The following is a 19,882-nucleotide window of genomic DNA, read 5'->3' as shown; positions in this document are numbered from 1 at the left end:
TACTAAGGCTTGGGCGGTTTTTGCCGCATCTTTTTGATCTCTCCTCTTCTCTTCTTGTCTTGGACTTGCTTGAGCTTTGCGGCACGCGATTTCTGTGTTGGAATTCGCTTCTTTCTCGGAGTCAGTGCCTTTTCCAACAATTCAAAGAACCGCTTCACTACCGCTTCTTTATTCTTGACTTGACTTCGCGACCCTTCCTCAGACAACAACAGCTCCCCCGATTCTGTGAGTCGCCGTCGCCAAGCTTTGAGTACTCGAGGCTTTTCATCGGCCCGTAGGGCCTCGCTCTCTTCGACCGAGAAACGAAGCGTGACACGGGTTTCCGTCTTATTCGCGTGCTGCCCACCCGGTCCGCTGCTTCTGGAAGTAGTGAATTCAAAATCGGGCGCAAAATTGCGCTGCCGAAGTTCCTGACGAGCCTTTTTGTCCATTACTTTTGTGCTATGGCGGAGAAAAAATACAAAATCGGAATCGCTCTATCGGGCGGAGGCGCGCGGGGAATTGCTCATTTAGGCGTTTTAAAAGCCCTGCACGAACGCGGTATACAGCCCGAAATTGTCAGCGGTGCTAGTGCAGGGTCCATCGTGGGTGCGCTTTACGCTGACGGAAAGGATCCCGAAGAAATCTTCCGCATCTTTCAAGAACAAGGATTCTATCGATTCGTTCGATTCGGGCTGGAGCCTATGGGAATTCTCAAGCTCGACGGACTGGTCAAGCTGCTCAAAGAAAACCTTAGTGTGGAGCGCATAGAAGACTTGCAGTTGCCCCTGCGCATTGCGTGTACGGAATTCAATACCGGTAAAATGCGCTTTTTTGACGAAGGGCCTTTGACCACCTTGGTTCGCGCTTCCTGCTCCATTCCCATCCTCTTCAAAGCTGTGGAATTTGAAGGAAGTTATCTGGTGGACGGAGGAGTGACGAGCAACCTTCCCGTGGAACCCATTGCCGATGACTGCGATCGCTTGATCGGTTCCCATGTCAATCCCATTGACGAAAAGGACGACTTGACCGGGTGGAGTACCATGATTGATCGGGTATTTACCCTCGCGACTTACAACACCATTCGACCTCATATCCCTAAAATGGACCTGTTCATCGAACCACTAGAACTGGCCCATTTCGGCATTTTTTCGACCGCCAAGGACCGCGAGATGTTCGAAATCGGCTATGAAGAAACCCTACGCCGCCTGGACGAAGGTGGTTTCGAGGTCTAGTTGACGATTCCGTACCTTGGGCAAACCTAACTGCCTAAGCTATGACGCGAAAGATTCACGGGACTTGTGCCCTCCTATTGTTGATGCTGTTTTCGGCCTACGGCCAGACGAACGAAATCTGCCGCACCCGAAGCAGCGCCTTCTACACTGCTGGTCCTACACGCTCCGATACATTTGACATTACGCACACCACTATAGAACTGGATTTTTCCGATTGGAGCTCTCAATCCTTGGATGGACGTGCCGATCTCGAGATAACGGCATTGCAAAATGGCCTGGACGACCTTCGACTCGACCTCCTCAATCTCAGTGTTGACAGTGTTTGGGTGGACAGCACATCTTCGACTTTCTCCTACACCAGTCCGGTAATCTGGGTGGATTTTCCAACGAGTTGGAACAGCGGCGAGCAGCACACCGTTACCGTTTTTTACGGTGGACAGCCCACTACCGATGCATCGGGCTGGGGAGGCTTTTACTATGGAAACAATATTGCCTACAACCTAGGAGTCGGTTTCGATGCGGATCCGCACAACTACGGCCGAACCTGGTTTCCGTGCTTTGATCAATTCATTGAACGTTCGACGTTTACGTTTAAGACCTTAACGACCGGCGGACGCATATCGCAATGTACGGGCATTCGGACGGTAGAGACTTTATTAGGAGGTGATACCCTTTGGACCGAATGGGAAATGAATCAGCCCATTCCGAGCTACTTGCCGGGAATAGCGGTTGGACGCTACTACCGCTACACGGATAGTTTCACCTCCATGACCGGAGACGTCATCGACATTGAAATCGCCGCACAAGCCGGGGATACAGCTGATGTTCCAGGGTCCTTTTCTCATTTAACCGACGCCCTGAGTTGCTTTGAAACCTGGTACGGACCCTACCATTGGGATCGAGTCGGATACGTCCTAACAGGTCAAGGCGCTATGGAGCACCCGACAAACGTGGCCTATCCGGCCTTTACAGTGGACGGAAGCAATGCCTATGACGACTTAATGGCTCATGAACTCGCTCACCACTGGTGGGGTGATTACGTTACTTGCTCTCAGGCAGAGCATATGTGGATCAACGAAGGGATGGCTGAATTCAGTGCTCATCTGTTCTTCGAATGCCTTAATGGTCGAGAGAGCTACCTCAACCGCGTACGCAACAATTGGCAGCAGGTTTTGAGCGCTGCCCATTTAAACGATGGAGGTTTCTTGGCGGTAGACGGCGTGGGCCACAGCAACACCTATGGGACCCACGTGTACAACAAGGGTGCAGGAGTGGCGCATTCGATGCGCGGATACCTTGGAGACTCTCTTTTCACCTATGGCCTTCAACAAATCTTGGCGGACAATGCTCTTGATTCTTTGAGCTCGGCTTCCTTTCAGCATCAGCTTTCAGCCGCCACTGGTATGGATATGTCTGACTTTTTTGAGAATTGGCTCTACGAGCCAGGATTTGCTGAATTCGGCATTGACAGTGTTAGCCTTGGCGCAAATCCTGAGATTTGGTTGAGTCAAGGGTTGCGGGCTACAACGAAAACCTATGAGAACGTGCCTTTGGAAATTGGCGTCTTCGACGCTTCATGGAATATGGAAATTGTACCTGTTGTTGTTCCCAACGGGTCCGGACAGTTCTCATTGAGCGGTCTTTCTTCTACACCAGAATTTGTGGTGCTCGACCCCCAGGCGAAACTTATGTTGGGAATGACCTACGAAGAGGAAGTCTTCAATGCTCCCGGTAATCGTTCCGTAGGGCGATCTGGAATGACCATTGAAGTCATTGAAGAAAACGACTCTTCATACGTTCGTCGCGAACATCACTGGGCTGGTCCAAGAGGATCCTTGGCCACGGTTCACCCGGCTCAGATCAGTGTCAATCACTACTGGAGTGTACGTGGATCGGTCTCTTCAAGCTTTAAGGCCATGGCGACCATGCGTTACGACGGTCGTGTAGGGCAACTAGACGAGGACTTGGCCAATGTAACCGAAGACAGCCTCATCTTGGTCTACAGGGCTCCTCATACCGAGACTTGGCGAGAGTATCCCTACTACACCAAGGATGTGATGGGGAATTCGTCGAACCGATTGGGACGCATGTTGATCGACTCCCTACTCCTTGGAGATTACGCCTTTGCGAATGGCACAACGACAATTGGGCTAAACGATGATCGCGGTCAAGCTCCTCTTCGACTCTATCCGAATCCTGCAGAAGACCTCTTGCGATTGGACGGACTGGATCAAGAAAGCGCCTACGTTATCTATGATGAGCTTGGTAGATCCGTCCGAAACGGGCGCATCAAAGAAGACGAGTCTCTTTCCTTAGTTGGGCTATCCTCTGGAAGCTATCACATGCAAATCGGGGAGGCCGTTCTGCCTTTCTCGGTCGTCAGATAATGCCGTAGAGGCTTCCTCCAGATGCTCCAAGCGCATCAACGCGCTTTTCTACTTCGGGGTCTTTCTCCACTGGTGGCGCATGATGTGTTTTGATACGGGCATCGATGACCAATGGTCCGGTACATCCCCAATGCTTGTTTTCCTGGACTGCTCCTACCCCGTAAATGTCGTGGCTCGGATTGGAGCGCGTATAGGTCACCCAGAGGTAATTATTGAGTGTTCGGGCCGCGAAGGGCGCATCGTCGACCAACACGATCAGTGGAAATGCTCTGAGGTCCGCAGACGACCATCGCGCCGTGAGGCGCTCAATTTCCTCCTTCGCGGAGGCATAGTCCTTCCAAGAATCCAACTGTACAGCAAGGGTGCCCGGTTGGGCGACTTGCACATCACGCACTTCTTCTCCCCAATCAACAGAGGGTCTTTCGGTCCCTAAGGAGCGTTTTACGGCCCCTGCGGCAGCAATGACGACCTTGGAGCCGGTATTCAGTCCATCGCCGCTGTAATCGAGCGTATCGATGCTTGTTTTCGTGTGAAAATGGAGATCCCGAGTCCAATCTACGCGTTCGAGGACGTGAGCAAAGAATTCGGCGATGTGGTGCGTCGTCAGATTTGGGTTATCCGCTCCATCGATGATGAAGAGGAACTTGGCCAGGCTGAGCTGACCAAATCCCAATATATGGTTGGCAATCGTCAGAATCTCTTGAGGTCTTTTCTTCTCCAAGTAGGGCGTATAGCGTTCTGAGCCCACTGCGAGGAGAAGCGGATGAACCCCTGCCGCATCAACGGCATTGACTTCTCGCAATCCGGGAATCTCGTTGGGTATGGCTGGCCCTGTAATTTCGTGGATGAGCGCCCCGAATTGAGTATCTTCTTGAGGTGGACGGCCAACTACGGTAAACGGCCATATAGCGTTCTTGCGGTGGAAGACTTTGTGCACCTTCATTAGTGGGAAGGGATGCTTGAGGCTATAGTACCCCAAATGATCACCGAAGGGGCCTTCGGGTTTATTCTCTCCGGGGTGAACCTCGCCAGTGATGACAAAGTCCGCTTCCGAGGCCAGGGTGTAGCCATCTTTTCGAGCGTAGCGGAAACGACGTCCGCCTAATGCTCCAGCAAAAGTGAGCTCGCTCAAGCCTTCCGGAAGGGGCATAACACCTGCTAGCGTCAGTGATGGTGGTCCGCCCACAAAGATGCTCACTTTAAGCGGCTGCCCTTTGGCGTTGGCTTTAGTTTGGTGTACCCCTATTCCTCTGTGCAACTGGTAGTGCAGGCCAATTTCCTCGTCTTGCACGTAATCATTTCCGCCAAGCTGAATGCGATACATCCCAAGGTTGGAGTTCATGACTCCAGGCTTGTCAATGTCTTCGGTGTAGACTACCGGTAAGGTGACAAATGGGCCACCGTCCATGGACCAATGTTTGATCTGCGGCCACTTCGAAACGGCACAAGTGTGGGCCGCAACAGGTACAGGCCCCATGGACTTCATAGGAAGCGCGGTCAACCCCGTGAAGGGTGCGCTGGCATAGTGAAGAGGTCTCTTAAAAGCGAGGGTAGGATCTCCTTTGAGTTCCACTACTTTCTGGACGGCGTCGAGTGTGTGGCGAAACAGAAACTTAGATCGATCCAACGAACCAAAGAGGTTAGAGGCTGCGCGGAACTTGCTTCCTTTGACGCGCTCAAAGAGAATGGCGGGGCCTCCTGCTTCAAAGACCCGAAGGTGAATGGCGGCCATTTCCAGGTTGGGATCGACTTCCTCCTTCACCCGGACGAGGTGTCCGTGGCGTTCGAGATCAATGATGGCTTGTTCGAGGCTCTTATAGCCCATAAATGAAGTTTAGCAGTATAACAAAGATAGGAAGCGCTTGGTTTGGTCCAAGGAAACGAAAAAAGCCCCGCCGAAGCGAGGCTTTTTGCATCGGCCCGTAGGGCCAGAATTCTTACTTGAAACGCTCGATGAGGAGCTTGGTGGTCGTTGAGCCTGGACGCTCGATAGGCATGCCCATGGCGCGATCCCAGATCAAGTTGGTCAATACACCCAAGGAACGAGATACACCGAAAAGTACTGTGTAGAAATCGTATTGAGTGAGGCCGTAGTGCATCAACAACTGTCCGCTGTGCGCATCGACATTCGGCCATGGGTTCTTGATCTTTCCGAGTGACCCCAAAATTTCTGGAACAACTTGGTAGATGCGATCCACAACCAAGAACAGCTCGTCGTGTGGCATGTATTCCTGGGCGAACTCTCGCTGTGCTTTGTAACGAGGGTCCGTTTTACGCAAGACAGCGTGTCCGAATCCAGGAATCACTTTTCCTTCGTTCAGGGTTTTCTTCACGTAGTTGGCGATTTGCTCTTTGCTTGGCAATCCTCCACCCAATTCGTCGCGCATGGAGAGAATCCAGCGAATAACTTCTTGGTTGGCCAATCCGTGCAATGGTCCGGCAAGTCCGTTCATCCCTGCAGCGAAACTCAAGTAGGCATCGCTCAAGGCGCTACCGACCAAGTGAGTGGTGTGTGCAGAAACATTTCCGCCCTCATGATCACTGTGAATGGTCATGTACAAACGCATCAACTCTCTGAATTCTTCGTTGTCGAAGCCGAGCATGTGTGCGAAGTTTCCTGACCAATCGAGACGTGAATCCGGCTCAATATGATCCCCATTATGGTACATGCGACGGTAGATGTACGCTGCCAAGCGAGGCAGGCGCGCAATCAAATTCATCGCGTCTTCATAGGTCGGATCCCAGTAACCTTTCTTGTTGATACCGTCGCGGTAGGCTTTCGCGAATTCGCTTTCCGTGCGCAATGCCATGATACCCGCTACAAATTGGGTCATCGGATGGGTGTGCATCGGCAGTGCATCGATCACCTTAAAGACGTGCGGTGGCACAATACTTCTGCGTGCCCAGTTATTACTTACTCGACGTACAATGTCATCGTCTGGCAATTCTCCAGTCAACATCAAGTAGAATACCCCTTCAGGAAGAGGCTGGCGCCCATCCGGTGGATAGGTCGGTAATTTCTCTTGAAGCTCTGGAATGCTGTATCCTCTAAAGCGAATTCCCTCTTCCGGGTCGAGCTTAGAAGTTTCACAAATCAGTGCGGGCATCCCGCGCATTCCGGTGTAAAGTTGAGACACCTTGATCTCTCCAAGTACTTCGTCTCCGTGCTCCTTAAGGAAATCACGGGCTTCAAGTACCGAAGGTCCAATTATGCTCTCAAACTTCTCTTTTATCTTATCCATGTATGTAGTGCTTATTTAAATTTGAACGTGTTTCCAGGGTAAATAGCTGTATCGCCCAACATCTCTTCGATACGGATGAGTTGATTGTACTTGGCCATACGATCAGATCTAGAGGCCGAACCCGTCTTGATTTGTCCCGTATTCAAAGCAACCGCGAGGTCCGCAATCGTCGTATCCTCTGTTTCTCCTGAACGGTGACTCATAACAGATGTGTAGCTGTTGATGTGCGCCAATTGAACCGCATCCATAGTCTCCGTCAAGCTTCCAATCTGATTCACTTTAACTAAGATGGAATTGGCCACATTGTTCTCAATTCCACGTCCTAAACGTGCACTATTGGTCACAAATAGGTCGTCTCCGACGAGCTGCACTTTGTCGCCAATGGCTGCGGTCAATTTCTGCCAACCATCCCAGTCATCCTCAAATAATCCATCTTCGATAGATGCGATAGGGTATTTTTCTGTCCATTCCTTCCAGTAAGCGACCATATCGTCTGGGCTTAACTTATCACCGGTACTCTGATGGAAGTGATAGACATTTTCGTCCTCTAGATAGAACTCGCTCGCTGCCGCATCCATAGCGATATATAGATCTTCCCCTGGACGATATCCCGCAGCTTCAATAGCTTGGAGGACGGTTTCTATAGCTTCTTGATTGCTTCCAAGGTTAGGAGCGAAACCGCCTTCGTCTCCCACATTGGTGCTCATCCCTTTGTCGTGAAGTACTTTCTTCAGGTTGTGGAATACCTCTGTTCCCATGCGCAAGCCTTCCGAAAAAGAAGAAGCCCCGATGGGCATGACCATGAATTCTTGGAAGTCAATGCTGTTGTCTGCATGCGACCCTCCATTAAGAATATTCATCATTGGAATGGGCAAAGTCCGTGCATTAACACCACCGACGTAATTAAACAACGGCAGTCCAGCGCTCTGTGCTGCCGCTTTTGCTGCCGCCAATGAAACAGCCAGAATGGCATTTGCGCCGAGATTAGCTTTATTGGGCGTTCCATCGAGGTCAATCATGGCCTGATCTAACTCCGCTTGTTCGAATACAGAGAAACCTACAATTTCAGGAGCAATGGTCTCATTGATGTTGAGCACTGCTTGAGTAACTCCTTTACCCATGTAACGCTCCTTGTCACCATCTCTTAATTCAACCGCCTCGTGCTTTCCAGTTGAAGCTCCACTTGGAACTGCTGCGCGACCGAAAGAACCATCGTCTGTAAGAATATCAACTTCGACTGTTGGGTTACCTCGACTATCGAGGATTTGACGCGCGTGAATAGCTGTAATCAATGACATTAGGCTGGGTTTTTAGCGTTTACAAGTAATTCGACAAAGTCGTCAAACAAATATCGTGAATCGTGAGGACCAGGTGAAGCTTCTGGATGATATTGAACCGAAAAACAACGGTTATTTAGCATACGTACTCCTGCAACCGTTCCGTCATTCAAATGAAGATGAGTAATTTCCAATTCAGGATGGTTTTCTACGTCTTCTTTACGAACCACAAAACCATGATTTTGAGAGGTGATTTCACCTTTTCCAGTTTTCAAATTTTTGACCGGGTGATTGATTCCGCGGTGTCCGTTGTGCATTTTAAAAGTCTCAACACCATTGGCAAGACATATGAGCTGATGGCCTAAACAAATACCAAAAACAGGTCGGCCATCGGCCAGAACTTTTTTGACTTCCTCAATTACTTCGGGCATAGCCGAAGGATCTCCAGGGCCATTGGAAAGGAAAAACCCATCAGGTTCCCAAGCGGCCATTTCCTCGTAAGTTGTTGAACTTGGAAATACTTTCATGTATACTCCTCGATCAGCAAGACATTTTAGAATGTTCTTCTTCACCCCTACGTCGAGGACCGCTGCTCTAAAATCAGCGTTCTCATCTCCGAAGAAATAGGGTTCTTTCGTAGACACCTTGCTACTTAGCTCTAGTCCATCCATTGAAGGAACCTGATTCAGTTTTGCTTTGAGCTCTTCGATATCATCAGTTTCTGAAGAAATGATCGCATTCATGGCTCCTTTATCACGGATATGGCGAACAAGAGCTCTCGTATCCACGTCGCTTATAGCCACAATTCCGTCCTTCGCTAGGAAGTCCTCTAGGCTCATATCGGAAAGCACTCGGCTTGGCGTATACGAGAAGTTCTTTACTATCAATCCAGCGATTTTAACTGTTTCTGATTCTACCTCCTCTGCAAAGGTCCCGTAGTTTCCTATGTGGGCATTGGTAGTCACCATCATTTGACCGTAGTAGCTAGGATCGGTAAAGACTTCCTGATATCCGGTCATTCCGGTATTGAAACAAATCTCACCCGTTGCAGTGCCTTCTTTTCCTACGGCTTTGCCATAGAATACCGTACCGTCTTGAAGGAGTAAAGTTGCTTTTTTCTTAATCTGATATTTCATGGAGATGGGTATAAAAAAAAGGATAAAGCCAAAGCTCTATCCTTTTTCATTATGATTCAAGAAGAATACCACAATTATTCACCGGCTTTATCTTCTTTCTTTTCTTCTTCGCTTTCGCCTTGATCTTCCGCGGCTGGTTCCTCCACTGCTTCTTCTGCAGCAGTCTCTTCTACAGCTTCTTCTGCAGCGGGAGCTTCTTCTACCACAGCCTCTGCTGTTGTCTCTTCAGCTACTTCTTCCACAACTGTTTCTTCAACTGCTGGTGCTGCTGCCTCAGTTTTCTTAGCGCTTCCTCGACGAGAGCGTTTTTTCTTAGCCGGTTTCTCGTTGGTGTACAACTCGTTAAAGTCAACCAACTCGATCAAACACATTTCTGCATTATCTCCGAGGCGATTTCCTGTGCGAATGATACGAGTATATCCACCTGGACGATTCGCTACCTTCACAGCAACTTCACGAAATAATTCCGTTACTGCTTCCTTGTTCTTAAGTTGTGAGAAAACTACACGACGTGAGTGCGTCGTATCAGTCTTTGACTTAGTAATCAAAGGCTCAATGTACTTCTTCAAAGCCTTAGCTTTGGCAACCGTCGTGTTGATGCGCTTGTGCTCGATCAATGACGACGCCATGTTAGCCAACATTGCCTTACGGTGCTCCGCCGTACGTCCTAAGTGATTGAACTTTTTTCCGTGTCTCATCTCTTCTTACTCTTTGGACTATTCTCAGTCCTTGTTCAATTTGTATTTCGCAACGTCCATTCCGAACTCAAGGCCTTTTGATTGAACGAGCTCGTCCAATTCCGTGAGGCTTTTCTTTCCGAAATTTCTAAACTTCATCAAGTCACTCTTGGTGTACGTCACCAATTCACCTAAGGTCTCCACTTCTGCAGCTTTCAAGCAATTCAAAGCACGAACCGATAGATCTAAATCAACCAGCTTGGTTTTCAAGAGCTGACGCATGTGCAAAGACTCTTCGTCATACTCCTCCGCTCCAGTTGTTTCCTCATCCTCAAACGTGAATTTGTCGTCAGAGAACAACATGAAGTGCTGGATCAAGATTTTAGCCGCATCAGTCAAAGCCTCTTTAGGATGCAAAGAACCGTCGGTTTCGATTTCGATCAATAACTTTTCAAAGTCTGTTTTTTGCTCCACACGGTAGTTCTCGATGCTGTAGCGAACATTCTTGATAGGCGTGTAAATGCTGTCCATGAAGATGGTACCCAAAGCCGCATTCGACTTTTTGTTCTCTTCTGCTGGAACATATCCACGACCTTTCTCAATGGTCAACTCCATATCGATTTTGACGCTCTTATCCATGGTCGCCAAAACCAAGTCCGTGTTCAATACTTGAAATCCTGAGGTGAATTTTTGAAGATCTCCCGCTGTAAGCGTTTCTTGACCAGAAATGCTCACGTGAACGGTTTCATTCTCAACACCTTCAATTTGCTTCTTCAAGCGAACTTGCTTGAGGTTCAAAATGATCTCAGTTACATCCTCTACCACTCCTTTGATGGTCGAGAATTCGTGATCCACCCCTTCGATGCGAACGCTCGTGAAAGCGAAACCCTCTAGGCTGCTCAAGAGCACACGACGAAGTGCGTTTCCGATGGTCAAACCATATCCTGGCTCCAACGGGCGGAATTCGAACTGTCCCTCCGTTTCAGTGGAGGTATTCATGATTACTTTATCTGGCTTCTGAAAATTGAGGATTGCCATATTTTTTGAGTGGATTAAGTCTGTTATTACTTCGAGTACAATTCGACGATCAACTGCTCCTTGATGTTTTCAGGGATTTGTTGACGCTCTGGAATAGCCAAGTACTTTCCTTCCATCGTTTCGCCATTCCACTCGATCCATTCGTACTGACCAGCACGGTTGTCGCGCAATGAGTCTTGGATAACTACCATGCTCTTGCTCTTCTCACGAACACCTACAACATCGCCCGCGCTCATATTCATTGATGGAATACTTGCAATTTCTCCGTTCACCGTAATGTGACGGTGTGATACAAGCTGACGCGCTTGACGACGAGAGTTTGCAATACCCATGCGGAAGACTACATTGTCCAAACGTGATTCGCACAACTGCAAAAGAACCTCACCGGTTACCCCTTTGCTTCGTGATGCCTTCTTAAACATGTTTGAGAACTGACGCTCCAATAGTCCATAAGTATATTTTGCTTTCTGCTTTTCCATCAACTGAATAGCGTACTCACTTTTCTTACCACGACGCTTGTTTACACCGTGCTGCCCAGGAGGGTAGTTTCTCTTCTCGAAAGAACGATCGGGTCCGAAAATTGCCTCTCCAAAGCGGCGTGCAATTTTAGTCTTTGGTCCTCTATATCTTGCCATTTCTTCTCTGTTTCTCTAATTATACACGACGACGTTTCGGTGGACGACATCCGTTGTGTGGCAACGGAGTAACGTCAACGATCTCGGTTACATCAATTCCGGAATTGTGAATTGCGCGAATCGCGCTTTCTCTTCCGTTTCCTGGTCCTTTAACGTAAACTTTAACCTTCTTAAGACCGGCTTCGCTCGCGCGTCCTGCACAATCTTCAGCAGCTACCTGAGCCGCGTAAGGTGTGTTTTTCTTAGACCCACGGAAACCCATTTTTCCGGCAGATGACCAAGAAATTACTTGACCTGTTTTGTTAGTCAAAGAAATGATGATGTTGTTGAATGAAGCACTGATGTGTGCCTCACCGATTGCATCAACCTTTACTTTGTTCTTCTTTACTTTTTTCGTCGTCTTTGCCATTAGACCTTAAGTTTATTTGGTTACTTTCTTCTTGTTAGCAACCGTTTTACGTTTTCCTTTACGCGTACGAGAGTTGTTCTTTGTACGCTGGCCACGGAGAGGCAAGCCCGCACGATGACGGATTCCTCGATTACAACCAATATCCATGAGGCGCTTGATGTTCATTTGAACCTCTGAGCGCAATTCTCCTTCAACTTTGTATTCCTCAGAGATGATATTGCGAATACGTGCCAATTGATCATCAGACCAATCTTCTACTTTGGTGTGAATGTCCACCTCCGCTTTCTCCAAGATCTCTTCAGAGCGGCTCAGACCTATTCCGAAAATGTAGGTCAAACTAATTACTCCTCTTTTGTTTCTGGGCAAATCAACCCCTGCAATACGTGCCATAGTCTTATCGTGTTACAAAATCAGATTACCCCTGACGTTGCTTAAATTTTGGATTCTTCTTGTTGATGACGTACAAACGACCTTTACGACGTACGATCTTGCAGTCAGCACTTCTCTTCTTTAGTGACGCTCTTACCTTCATGACTTGCGTTTATTCTCTTTTAGTATCGATATGTAATTCTGGCCTTGGTCAAATCGTAAGGAGACATCTCGAGTTTTACTTTATCACCCGGAAGCAATTTGATGTAATGCATCCGCATTTTTCCCGAAATGTGCGCCGTAACCACGTGTCCGTTTTCAAGTTCTACTCGAAACATAGCATTTGATAATGCTTCTACGATGGTTCCGTCCTGCTCTATTGCCGCTTGTTTGGCCATATATACTTGTTCTGTTTTAGATTGACGCTCCCGTTGCTCTTCCCTTCAAACGGCCCGTTTTCATAAGACCGTCATAATGGCGATTCAGGAGATATGATTCAATTTGTTGTAACGTATCTAGCACTACCCCTACCATAATCAACAAGGAGGTTCCTCCATAGAACTGGGAGAACTGCTGATTCACTCCTGCCTGCATAGCAAATGCGGGAAGAATGGCGATCAAGGCGAGGAAGATAGATCCTGGTAGCGTAATACGCGACATTACCGTATCCAAGAAGTCCGCTGTACTCTTACCGGGCTTAACACCTGGGATAAATCCTCCATTGCGTTTCATATCATCCGCCATTTGGTTCGTATTAACCGTAATAGCCGTATAGAAATAAGTGAAGATGATAATCATCAAAGCGAAGACAAAATTGTACCAGAATCCCTGAAAATTGGTGAACTCAGTAATGAACCAGTTCGCTTCCGTTCCCGTAAAACCGGCCAAGGTAATGGGTACAAACATGATGGCTTGCGCGAAGATGATTGGCATTACTCCCGCCGCATTTACCTTCAATGGCAAGTACTGGCGTACACCACCTCCGTATTGTTTGTTTCCAACAACCTGCTTAGCATATTGAACGGGTACACGGCGAACACCTTGAACCAACGCTACAGAAGCAAGAATAACTACAAGAAGGATCACGATCTCAACTAGTAAGACTACTAAACCTCCACCTGTGCTTTCCAATCGCGAAACAAATTCTTGAACGAAAGACTGAGGCAAGCTCGCAATGATACCAATCATGATAATCAACGAGATTCCATTTCCAATTCCACGATCCGTAATCTTCTCTCCCAACCACATAGTAAAGATGGTACCACTAATAAGAAGAACCATACTGCTGAACCAGAATGTGCCTGGGCTCAACAAAAACGCGGTCTCAGGTAATTGAGTCTGCAAGTTTGCAATGTAACCCGGAGCTTGGGCAGCCGTGATTAAAATCGTCAAATAACGAGTGATTTGGTTAACCTTACGACGTCCGCTCTCTCCTTCCTTCTGGAGCTTTTGCAAATATGGTACTGCCAAGCCCATCAACTGAATCACAATCGATGCAGAAATGTAAGGCATGATACCCAAGGCCAAAATCGAGGCCTGCGCAAACGCTCCTCCAGTAAAGAGGTTCAGAAGCCCAAGCAAACCAGTAGAAGCCTGCTGTTGAAGAGCTTCTAACTGCGCTGGGTCAATACCTGGAAGGACCACATATGATCCCAAGCGGTAAACCAATAGAAAACCTAGGGTCGTCAGAATCCTATTTCTGAGTTCCTCAATCTTCCAGATGTTGTTAATGGTCTCTATAAACTTCTTCATCCTACTATTAGATCAAGTCTACAGATCCACCATTACCTTCAATCGCAGCTTTAGCTGTAGCTGAAACTTTGTGAACGGTGATGTTCAATTTTGCACTTAACTCACCACGACCAAGAATCTTGATACGATCATTTTTGCTGGCAAAACCATTCTTGATGAATGTTTCCATGTTGATCGTGTCAGAAACTTTCTTGTCATCCACCAATCTTTGAAGCGTATCCAGATTAATCGCTACGTACTCAACGCGATTTGGATTTTTGAAACCAAACTTTGGTACACGACGCTGAAGAGGCATTTGACCACCTTCAAATCCTTGTTTCTTAGAGTAACCAGAACGAGATTTCGCTCCTTTGTGACCACGTCCGGAAGTTCCGCCTTTCTTGCTTCCCTCTCCGCGGCCTACTCGGTTTCCCTTTTTTACTGATCCTTTCGCAGGTTGCAGATTACTTAAATCCATTTCTATTCAAATTAAGCCTTAAGCTTGTTTAGTCAATAACTTCAACCAAGTGACTCACCTTAGCGACCATACCTCGAATCTGAGGAGTGTCGTTGTGCTCGACTACTTGATTCATCTTTTTCAATCCCAAAGCAACCATTGTATCCTTCTGACGCTTAGTCCGATTGATGGCGCTTCGTACTTGTTTTACTTTGATCGTACTCATTTCAGTACCGAATTATCCGTTAAATACTTTGCTTACAGAAACGCCGCGTTGAGCCGCTACTGCATTTGCATCGCGAAGGTTCAACAAAGCATCCATAGTCGCTTTAACAGCGTTATGTGGGTTTGATGAGCCCTTAGACTTTGCAAGTACATCATGCACTCCTACAGCTTCCAATACGGCGCGCATTGCTCCACCGGCAATTACTCCTGTACCATTCGCAGCTGGACGGATGAACACTCGAGCACCCCCGAATTTACCGTCCTGAGCGTGAGGAATAGTTCCTTTCACTAGTGGAATACGAACCAAGTTTTTCTTAGCGTCTTCGATTCCTTTGGTAATCGCCTCAGAAACTTCCTTTGACTTACCTAAACCGATACCTACAACACCGTTCTCGTCTCCTACAACAACAATTGCAGAGAAGCCAAAAGTACGACCACCCTTGGTCACCTTGGTTACACGCTGGATACCAACCAAGCGGTCTTTCAACTCGATTCCGGTAGGTTTTACGCGCTCGACGTTTTTGTATTCTGTTAACATATCCTAATTAAAATTTTAAGCCGCCTTCACGAGCTCCTTCAGCCAAATGCTTAACTCGCCCGTGATACAAGTACCCGTTACGATCGAAGCTACACTCCGTAATTCCTTTCTCAATTGCCTTAGCCGCAACCACTTTTCCTACTTCACGTGCGACTTCGCTTTTGGTACCTTCAGCCTTTACATCCTTCTCCCGTGATGAGGCGCTTACAAGCGTCTCTCCCGTTAGATCGTTGATCAACTGAACGTAGATTTCTTTGTTCGAGCGGAAAACTGAAAGTCTAGGACGATCAGGGGTACCCGCTACCTTCTTGCGAACGCGCATTTTAATACGCTGTCTTCTTTCGGATTTTGTCAATGCCATAATTCTATCCTCCTATTAACCTGCAGCTTTACCTGCTTTACGACGAATATGCTCTCCTGTAAATCGAACACCCTTTCCTTTGTAAGGCTCAGGCTTGCGGAATGCGCGAATCTTAGCCGCGACCATTCCCAAAAGTTGATTGTCATGAGAACTCAAAATAACTTGTGGGTTCTGTCCCTTCTCAGACTTCGTCTCCAATTTCACTTCCGCTGGAATTTCAAACACAATGTTGTGGCTGAAACCCAAAGACAGATCCAATTTCTGTCCTTGATTTGAAGCACGATATCCTACTCCAACCAACTCTAATGACTTCGTGAATCCTGTGGTAACCCCTTGAATCATATTGCTGAGCAAGGCGCGGTTTGTTCCGTGAAGTGCACGCAGATCTTTAGAATCATTAGCGCGTTTTACTTCCAAGATTCCGTCTTCCATACTTACGGAGATTCCCTCGTTGATCTCGTGAGACAATTCTCCTTTGGGGCCCTTTACCGTGACCATCTGGCCATCGATTTTAATTTCCGCTCCCTGTGGAATTTCAATCGGATTCTTTCCAATTCGTGACATCCCTCTTAGTCTTTTCTAATTAATAAACGTAACAGAGTACTTCGCCGCCCACGTTTTCTTGGCGAGCCTTTTTATCTGTCATTACTCCACTCGAAGTAGAAACAATGGCAATACCCAACCCATTCAATACGCGAGGCATGTCCTGTGCGTTGCTGTACTGTCGAAGTCCTGGGCTACTTACACGCTGAAGCTTCTTGATGGCTGGAAGCTTTGTCTTCGCATTGTATTTCAAGGCCACTTTCAAGACTCCTTGTTTGTTATCTTCTTCAATCTTGTAATCGCGGATGTAACCTTGATCTTTCAAAATCTTAGCGATTTCTACTTTGATCTTTGATGAAGGAACATCTACTACTTTATGACCAGCCATAAGCGCATTGCGCATACGAGTCAAAAAATCTGCAATTGGATCTGTCATTGCTTCTCTTTTTAATCTACCAACTGGCTTTCGTTACTCCAGGGATTTTACCTGCCAGCGCCATTTTGCGGAAGGTTACCGCGAAATTCCAAACTGCCGCATATAACCTCTTGGTCGGCCAGTAAGCTGACAACGGTTATGCAACCTCACTGAGGAGTTCTTAGGAAGCTTTGCAAAGCATCCCAGTCTCCGGCTTCTTTCAAAGCCGCGCGCTTCTCAGCATACTTAGCCACCATTCGCTCTCGTTTGCGCTCTCGCGCCTTCATTGATTCTTTTGCCATCCTATTACTTTTTTTCAGAGGAAACCAAAACCTTCCAACAATGCTTCGATTCTTCTTTTGTCCCAGAGTTGGTAACAAATGTTACATCCATTCCACTTACTCGGTTCACCTTATCGATATCGATCTCCGGAAAGATGATTTGCTCGGTAATACCGAATGTGATAGTTTCCACTCTTATCAAATCCAGTACCACACCTCTGAAGTCACGTGTTACTTGGCAGCTGCAACGAGATTAAGCTATCGAGGAATTCATACATTCGTATCACCTCTCAAGGTGACTCTTGCTCCAACTGGCATCCCTTTTCTCAATTTGAAGTTACTGAGATGTCCTTCTTCGAGTACGTAGGTACTGCTTTCTGACCGGCGATCATGGTCATTTCCTCCAATGCTGACTCAATCAGGCGCTTATCTGCTACAGCCTCTCCTACCCCTTGGCTCAAGACAATTTTCTTAAGCTTTGGTACACGCATTACGTTCGTGTAGCTAAACTGCTCAGTCAACGCAGGAATGATTCGATCCTGGTATTCGGTCTTTAATCTTGGCTTGTAATCGCTCATTTTAGTACCTCCCCTGATGTTTTAGAGTATCTCTCAATTTTACCCTCGTCATTCACGCGACGACCTACACGTGTAGGCTCACCAGACTTAGGATCCAAGACCATCAAATTTGAGATGTGAATTGGAGCTTCTTCTTCTGTAATTCCACCTTGTGGATTTGCTGCACTAGGTTTTACGTGTTTCTTCACAACGGTTCAATCCTTCCACAATCGCGCGATTGCTTTTGCTGTCAACCTTTTGGACAACACCTTCCTTGCTCTCCTCTTTCCCAGCAATAACTTGTACGCTATCTCCTATGTTTTCTTTTGCAGCTGACTCTTCATTCCGCCATTTTATATTACCTCAGGAGCCAAGTGATACAATCTTCATGAACTTGCTTCTCTCTCAGCTCTCTGGCAACAGGACCAAATATCCTAGTACCTCTCATCTCACCTGCCTGTGTTCAACAGTACTACAGCGTTGTCGTCGAATCGGATGTAAGAACCATCTGGTCGTCTTACTTCCTTCTTCGTTCTTACTACTACTGCTCTGGACACCTGGCCCTTTTTGACGTTACCTGATGGCATCGCGTCTTTTACAGTACATACGATGGTGTCTCCGATGGAAGCATATCTCCTCTTCGTTCCTCCCAACACTCTAATGCACCAAGCACTTCCCGTGGCTCCACGTGTTGTCTGCAACTTTCAGTCGTGACTCTTGTTGTACCATGACAGTTTATTTAGCTCTTTCAATAATTTCCACCAGGCGCCAGTTCTTGTTCTTGCTCAATGGACGTGTTTCCATAATGCGAACTGTATCACCGATGTTGCAATCATTCTTTTCATCATGCACCATAAACTTTGAAGTTTTCTTGACAAACTTCCCGTACATAGGGTGCTTCACTTTGCGCTCGATCATAACCACAGCAGACTTATCCATCTTGTTGCTGGTTACAATGCCGATACGCTCTTTTCTTAGATTTCTTGTCGTTTCCATCAGCCAAATTAGTTTGACGCTTGTTCTGCGTTTCTCTTCGTCAACTCCGTGTTCAAACGGGCAATTGTTTTTCTCAACTGGCGCAATTCCATTGGGTTTTCCAACTGCGATACAGCATGACTCATGCGCATATCCGCCAATTTGTTTTGTTCTTCACCGATGCGTTCGATCAACTCGGCTGTAGACATTTCAATGATTACTGATTGTTTCATCTCAAAATATTATTGACCGGTAAAGTCGCGGCGTACAACAAATTTGGTCGTGATTGGCAATTTCTGAGCAGCCAAACGAAGTGCTTCTTTAGCAACATCTGCAGGTACTCCGTCCAATTCAAAGAGAACTCGACCTGGCTTAACGACAGCAGCCCAATATTCTGGCGCTCCTTTACCCTTACCCATCCGTACTTCGGCTGGCTTCTTGGTAATTGGCTTATCGGGGAACACACGGATCCACAATTGACCTTCACGCTTCATGTAACGCGTAGCGGCGATACGAGCTGCTTCAATTTGTCTTGAAGTCATCCAAGTCGATTCCAAAGCTTTAATTCCAAAAGTTCCGAATGCCAATTGGTTTCCGCGTTGAGCGTTCCCTTTCATTCGGCCTTTCTGTACGCGACGGAATTTTGTTCTTTTCGGCTGTAACATTTTAGCTGCCTTTTATCTAAATCTTACTTCTTTCTTCTTCTTGCTCCAGGACGACGACCTCCGCCACCACCTTGTGGTGATTTTCCAGCCTTCTGACCCAATACATTAGACAAGTCACGCTTTCCGTAAACCTCTCCTTTCATGATCCATACCTTCACTCCCAAACGTCCGTAGGTAGTGTGCGCTTCAACCAAAGCATAATCGATATCTGCACGGAAGGTGTGAAGTGGTGTACGTCCATCCTTGAACATCTCTGTACGAGCCATCTCCGCTCCATTCAAACGTCCGCTGATTTGGATCTTGATTCCTTCAGCTCCCATGCGCATTGCCGCAGCAATTGCCATTTTGGTAGCACGACGGTAAGAGATTCGCCCTTCGATCTGACGAGCAATACTCGATGCGACTAAGAATGCATCTAGTTCTGGTCGTTTAATCTCGAAAATGTTGATTTGAACCTCTTTACCAGTGAGTTTTTTCAACTCTTCCTTCAGTTTATCGACTTCCTGTCCTCCTTTACCAATGATGATACCTGGACGCGCAGTAGTGATTGTAACTGTTACCAGCTTCAAGGTTCTCTCGATGATGATTCGAGAAACACTAGCTTTCGAAAGACGTGCGTAGAGGTAGTTACGTACCTTTTTGTCTTCAGCTAATTTATCACCGTAGTTATCTCCTCCGTACCAGTTGGATTCCCATCCGCGGATGATTCCAAGTCTGTTTCCGATTGGATTGGTCTTTTGTCCCATTACT

The 19,882-nt window shown here is 47.2% G+C and carries 25 protein-coding genes and 4 pseudogenes; 2 read left to right on the top strand and 27 right to left on the bottom strand.

Going from position 1 to position 19,882, the window contains the following annotated elements:
• Positions 1-2: 2 nt before the first annotated feature.
• Positions 3-431 (bottom strand): aminoacyl-tRNA hydrolase, encoded by a 429-nt coding sequence (arfB, locus tag HZ996_07595; protein ID QTN39001.1) that lies wholly within the window; start codon positions 429-431, stop codon positions 3-5.
• Between the two features lie 12 nt (positions 432-443).
• Between arfB and HZ996_07590 the strand changes: the two genes are divergently transcribed.
• Together HZ996_07590 and HZ996_07585 are read left to right on the top strand one after the other, a co-directional pair.
• The gene (locus HZ996_07590; protein ID QTN39000.1) at positions 444-1,214 is read left to right on the top strand and encodes a patatin-like phospholipase family protein; all 771 of its coding nucleotides are present in this window, start codon (positions 444-446) and stop codon (positions 1,212-1,214) included.
• A 41-nt stretch (positions 1,215-1,255) separates the two neighbouring features.
• On the top strand, positions 1,256-3,601 hold the full coding sequence (locus HZ996_07585; GenBank protein ID QTN38999.1) for a T9SS type A sorting domain-containing protein: 2,346 nt from the start codon (positions 1,256-1,258) through the stop codon (positions 3,599-3,601).
• Here the strand turns inward: HZ996_07585 and HZ996_07580 are convergent.
• The 26 genes and pseudogenes from HZ996_07580 to rpsC all read right to left on the bottom strand — a co-directional run bounded on the left by HZ996_07580 (position 3,594) and on the right by rpsC (position 19,878).
• Positions 3,594-5,426, bottom strand: a complete 1,833-nt coding sequence (locus tag HZ996_07580; protein ID QTN38998.1) for a UbiD family decarboxylase — start codon at positions 5,424-5,426, stop codon at positions 3,594-3,596. The two genes, HZ996_07585 and HZ996_07580, sit on opposite strands and share 8 nt — an antisense overlap.
• 112 nt (positions 5,427-5,538) lie before the next feature.
• A complete protein-coding gene (locus HZ996_07575) occupies positions 5,539-6,843 on the bottom strand; it encodes a citrate (Si)-synthase, eukaryotic (protein QTN38997.1) in 1,305 nt (434 codons plus the stop codon).
• An 11-nt stretch (positions 6,844-6,854) separates the two neighbouring features.
• Positions 6,855-8,141, bottom strand: a complete 1,287-nt coding sequence (gene eno, locus HZ996_07570; protein QTN38996.1) for a phosphopyruvate hydratase — start codon at positions 8,139-8,141, stop codon at positions 6,855-6,857.
• Positions 8,141-9,256: a glutamine-hydrolyzing carbamoyl-phosphate synthase small subunit gene (gene carA, locus HZ996_07565; GenBank protein QTN38995.1), complete on the bottom strand. Its 1,116-nt coding sequence runs from the start codon at positions 9,254-9,256 to the stop codon at positions 8,141-8,143. Before carA ends, eno begins: the two co-directional genes overlap by 1 nt.
• Before the next feature lie 74 nt (positions 9,257-9,330).
• Complete coding sequence (rplQ, locus tag HZ996_07560) at positions 9,331-9,954, bottom strand: 50S ribosomal protein L17 (protein QTN38994.1); 624 nt, start codon at positions 9,952-9,954, stop codon at positions 9,331-9,333.
• A 24-nt stretch (positions 9,955-9,978) separates the two neighbouring features.
• On the bottom strand, positions 9,979-10,971 hold the full coding sequence (locus tag HZ996_07555; protein ID QTN38993.1) for a DNA-directed RNA polymerase subunit alpha: 993 nt from the start codon (positions 10,969-10,971) through the stop codon (positions 9,979-9,981).
• A gap of 26 nt (positions 10,972-10,997) precedes the next feature.
• Positions 10,998-11,606 carry a 30S ribosomal protein S4 gene (gene rpsD / locus HZ996_07550; GenBank protein QTN38992.1) on the bottom strand — a complete coding sequence of 203 codons (609 nt, stop codon included), beginning with the start codon at positions 11,604-11,606 and terminating at the stop codon, positions 10,998-11,000.
• Between the two features lie 19 nt (positions 11,607-11,625).
• A complete protein-coding gene (gene rpsK, locus HZ996_07545; GenBank protein QTN38991.1) occupies positions 11,626-12,015 on the bottom strand; it encodes a 30S ribosomal protein S11 in 390 nt (129 codons plus the stop codon).
• 12 nt (positions 12,016-12,027) lie between these two features.
• Positions 12,028-12,405, bottom strand: a complete 378-nt coding sequence (gene rpsM, locus HZ996_07540; protein QTN38990.1) for a 30S ribosomal protein S13 — start codon at positions 12,403-12,405, stop codon at positions 12,028-12,030.
• Positions 12,406-12,430: 25 nt separating this feature from the next.
• Entirely contained in the window at positions 12,431-12,547 is a 117-nt protein-coding gene (gene rpmJ, locus HZ996_07535) for a 50S ribosomal protein L36 (GenBank protein ID QTN38989.1), read from the bottom strand.
• A gap of 19 nt (positions 12,548-12,566) precedes the next feature.
• Complete coding sequence (infA, locus tag HZ996_07530; protein ID QTN38988.1) at positions 12,567-12,782, bottom strand: translation initiation factor IF-1; 216 nt, start codon at positions 12,780-12,782, stop codon at positions 12,567-12,569.
• Positions 12,783-12,798: 16 nt separating this feature from the next.
• Positions 12,799-14,136, bottom strand: a complete 1,338-nt coding sequence (gene secY, locus HZ996_07525; protein QTN38987.1) for a preprotein translocase subunit SecY — start codon at positions 14,134-14,136, stop codon at positions 12,799-12,801.
• A 7-nt stretch (positions 14,137-14,143) separates the two neighbouring features.
• Positions 14,144-14,593 carry a 50S ribosomal protein L15 gene (rplO, locus tag HZ996_07520; GenBank protein ID QTN38986.1) on the bottom strand — a complete coding sequence of 150 codons (450 nt, stop codon included), beginning with the start codon at positions 14,591-14,593 and terminating at the stop codon, positions 14,144-14,146.
• 28 nt (positions 14,594-14,621) lie between these two features.
• Positions 14,622-14,798, bottom strand: coding sequence for a 50S ribosomal protein L30 (rpmD, locus tag HZ996_07515; protein QTN38985.1), 177 nt, complete (start codon positions 14,796-14,798; stop codon positions 14,622-14,624).
• A gap of 12 nt (positions 14,799-14,810) precedes the next feature.
• On the bottom strand, positions 14,811-15,335 hold the full coding sequence (gene rpsE, locus HZ996_07510; GenBank protein QTN38984.1) for a 30S ribosomal protein S5: 525 nt from the start codon (positions 15,333-15,335) through the stop codon (positions 14,811-14,813).
• A gap of 7 nt (positions 15,336-15,342) precedes the next feature.
• Positions 15,343-15,696, bottom strand: a complete 354-nt coding sequence (rplR, locus tag HZ996_07505; GenBank protein ID QTN38983.1) for a 50S ribosomal protein L18 — start codon at positions 15,694-15,696, stop codon at positions 15,343-15,345.
• Positions 15,697-15,711: 15 nt separating this feature from the next.
• Positions 15,712-16,260, bottom strand: coding sequence for a 50S ribosomal protein L6 (gene rplF / locus HZ996_07500; protein QTN38982.1), 549 nt, complete (start codon positions 16,258-16,260; stop codon positions 15,712-15,714).
• Between the two features lie 19 nt (positions 16,261-16,279).
• The gene (rpsH, locus tag HZ996_07495; GenBank protein QTN38981.1) at positions 16,280-16,675 is read right to left on the bottom strand and encodes a 30S ribosomal protein S8; all 396 of its coding nucleotides are present in this window, start codon (positions 16,673-16,675) and stop codon (positions 16,280-16,282) included.
• A gap of 16 nt (positions 16,676-16,691) precedes the next feature.
• A pseudogene (gene rpsN, locus HZ996_07490) lies at positions 16,692-16,956 on the bottom strand (30S ribosomal protein S14).
• A gap of 4 nt (positions 16,957-16,960) precedes the next feature.
• Positions 16,961-17,513 (bottom strand): annotated as a pseudogene (gene rplE / locus HZ996_07485) (50S ribosomal protein L5).
• Positions 17,510-17,810: pseudogene (gene rplX, locus HZ996_07480) on the bottom strand (50S ribosomal protein L24). Before rplX ends, rplE begins: the two co-directional pseudogenes overlap by 4 nt.
• Positions 17,811-17,845: 35 nt before the next feature.
• A pseudogene (gene rplN / locus HZ996_07475) lies at positions 17,846-18,221 on the bottom strand (50S ribosomal protein L14).
• Between the two features lie 6 nt (positions 18,222-18,227).
• On the bottom strand, positions 18,228-18,488 hold the full coding sequence (gene rpsQ, locus HZ996_07470) for a 30S ribosomal protein S17 (protein QTN38980.1): 261 nt from the start codon (positions 18,486-18,488) through the stop codon (positions 18,228-18,230).
• Positions 18,489-18,496: 8 nt separating this feature from the next.
• Positions 18,497-18,700 carry a 50S ribosomal protein L29 gene (gene rpmC / locus HZ996_07465; GenBank protein QTN38979.1) on the bottom strand — a complete coding sequence of 68 codons (204 nt, stop codon included), beginning with the start codon at positions 18,698-18,700 and terminating at the stop codon, positions 18,497-18,499.
• 9 nt (positions 18,701-18,709) lie between these two features.
• Positions 18,710-19,132, bottom strand: a complete 423-nt coding sequence (gene rplP / locus HZ996_07460; protein ID QTN38978.1) for a 50S ribosomal protein L16 — start codon at positions 19,130-19,132, stop codon at positions 18,710-18,712.
• 23 nt (positions 19,133-19,155) lie between these two features.
• On the bottom strand, positions 19,156-19,878 hold the full coding sequence (gene rpsC / locus HZ996_07455) for a 30S ribosomal protein S3 (GenBank protein ID QTN38977.1): 723 nt from the start codon (positions 19,876-19,878) through the stop codon (positions 19,156-19,158).
• Between the last annotated feature and the right edge of the window lie 4 nt (positions 19,879-19,882).

This window comes from Cryomorphaceae bacterium, from assembly GCA_017798125.1.
GTDB lineage: Bacteria > Bacteroidota > Bacteroidia > Flavobacteriales > ECT2AJA-044 > ECT2AJA-044.
This window is presented reverse-complemented; position numbering and strand designations above follow the sequence as displayed.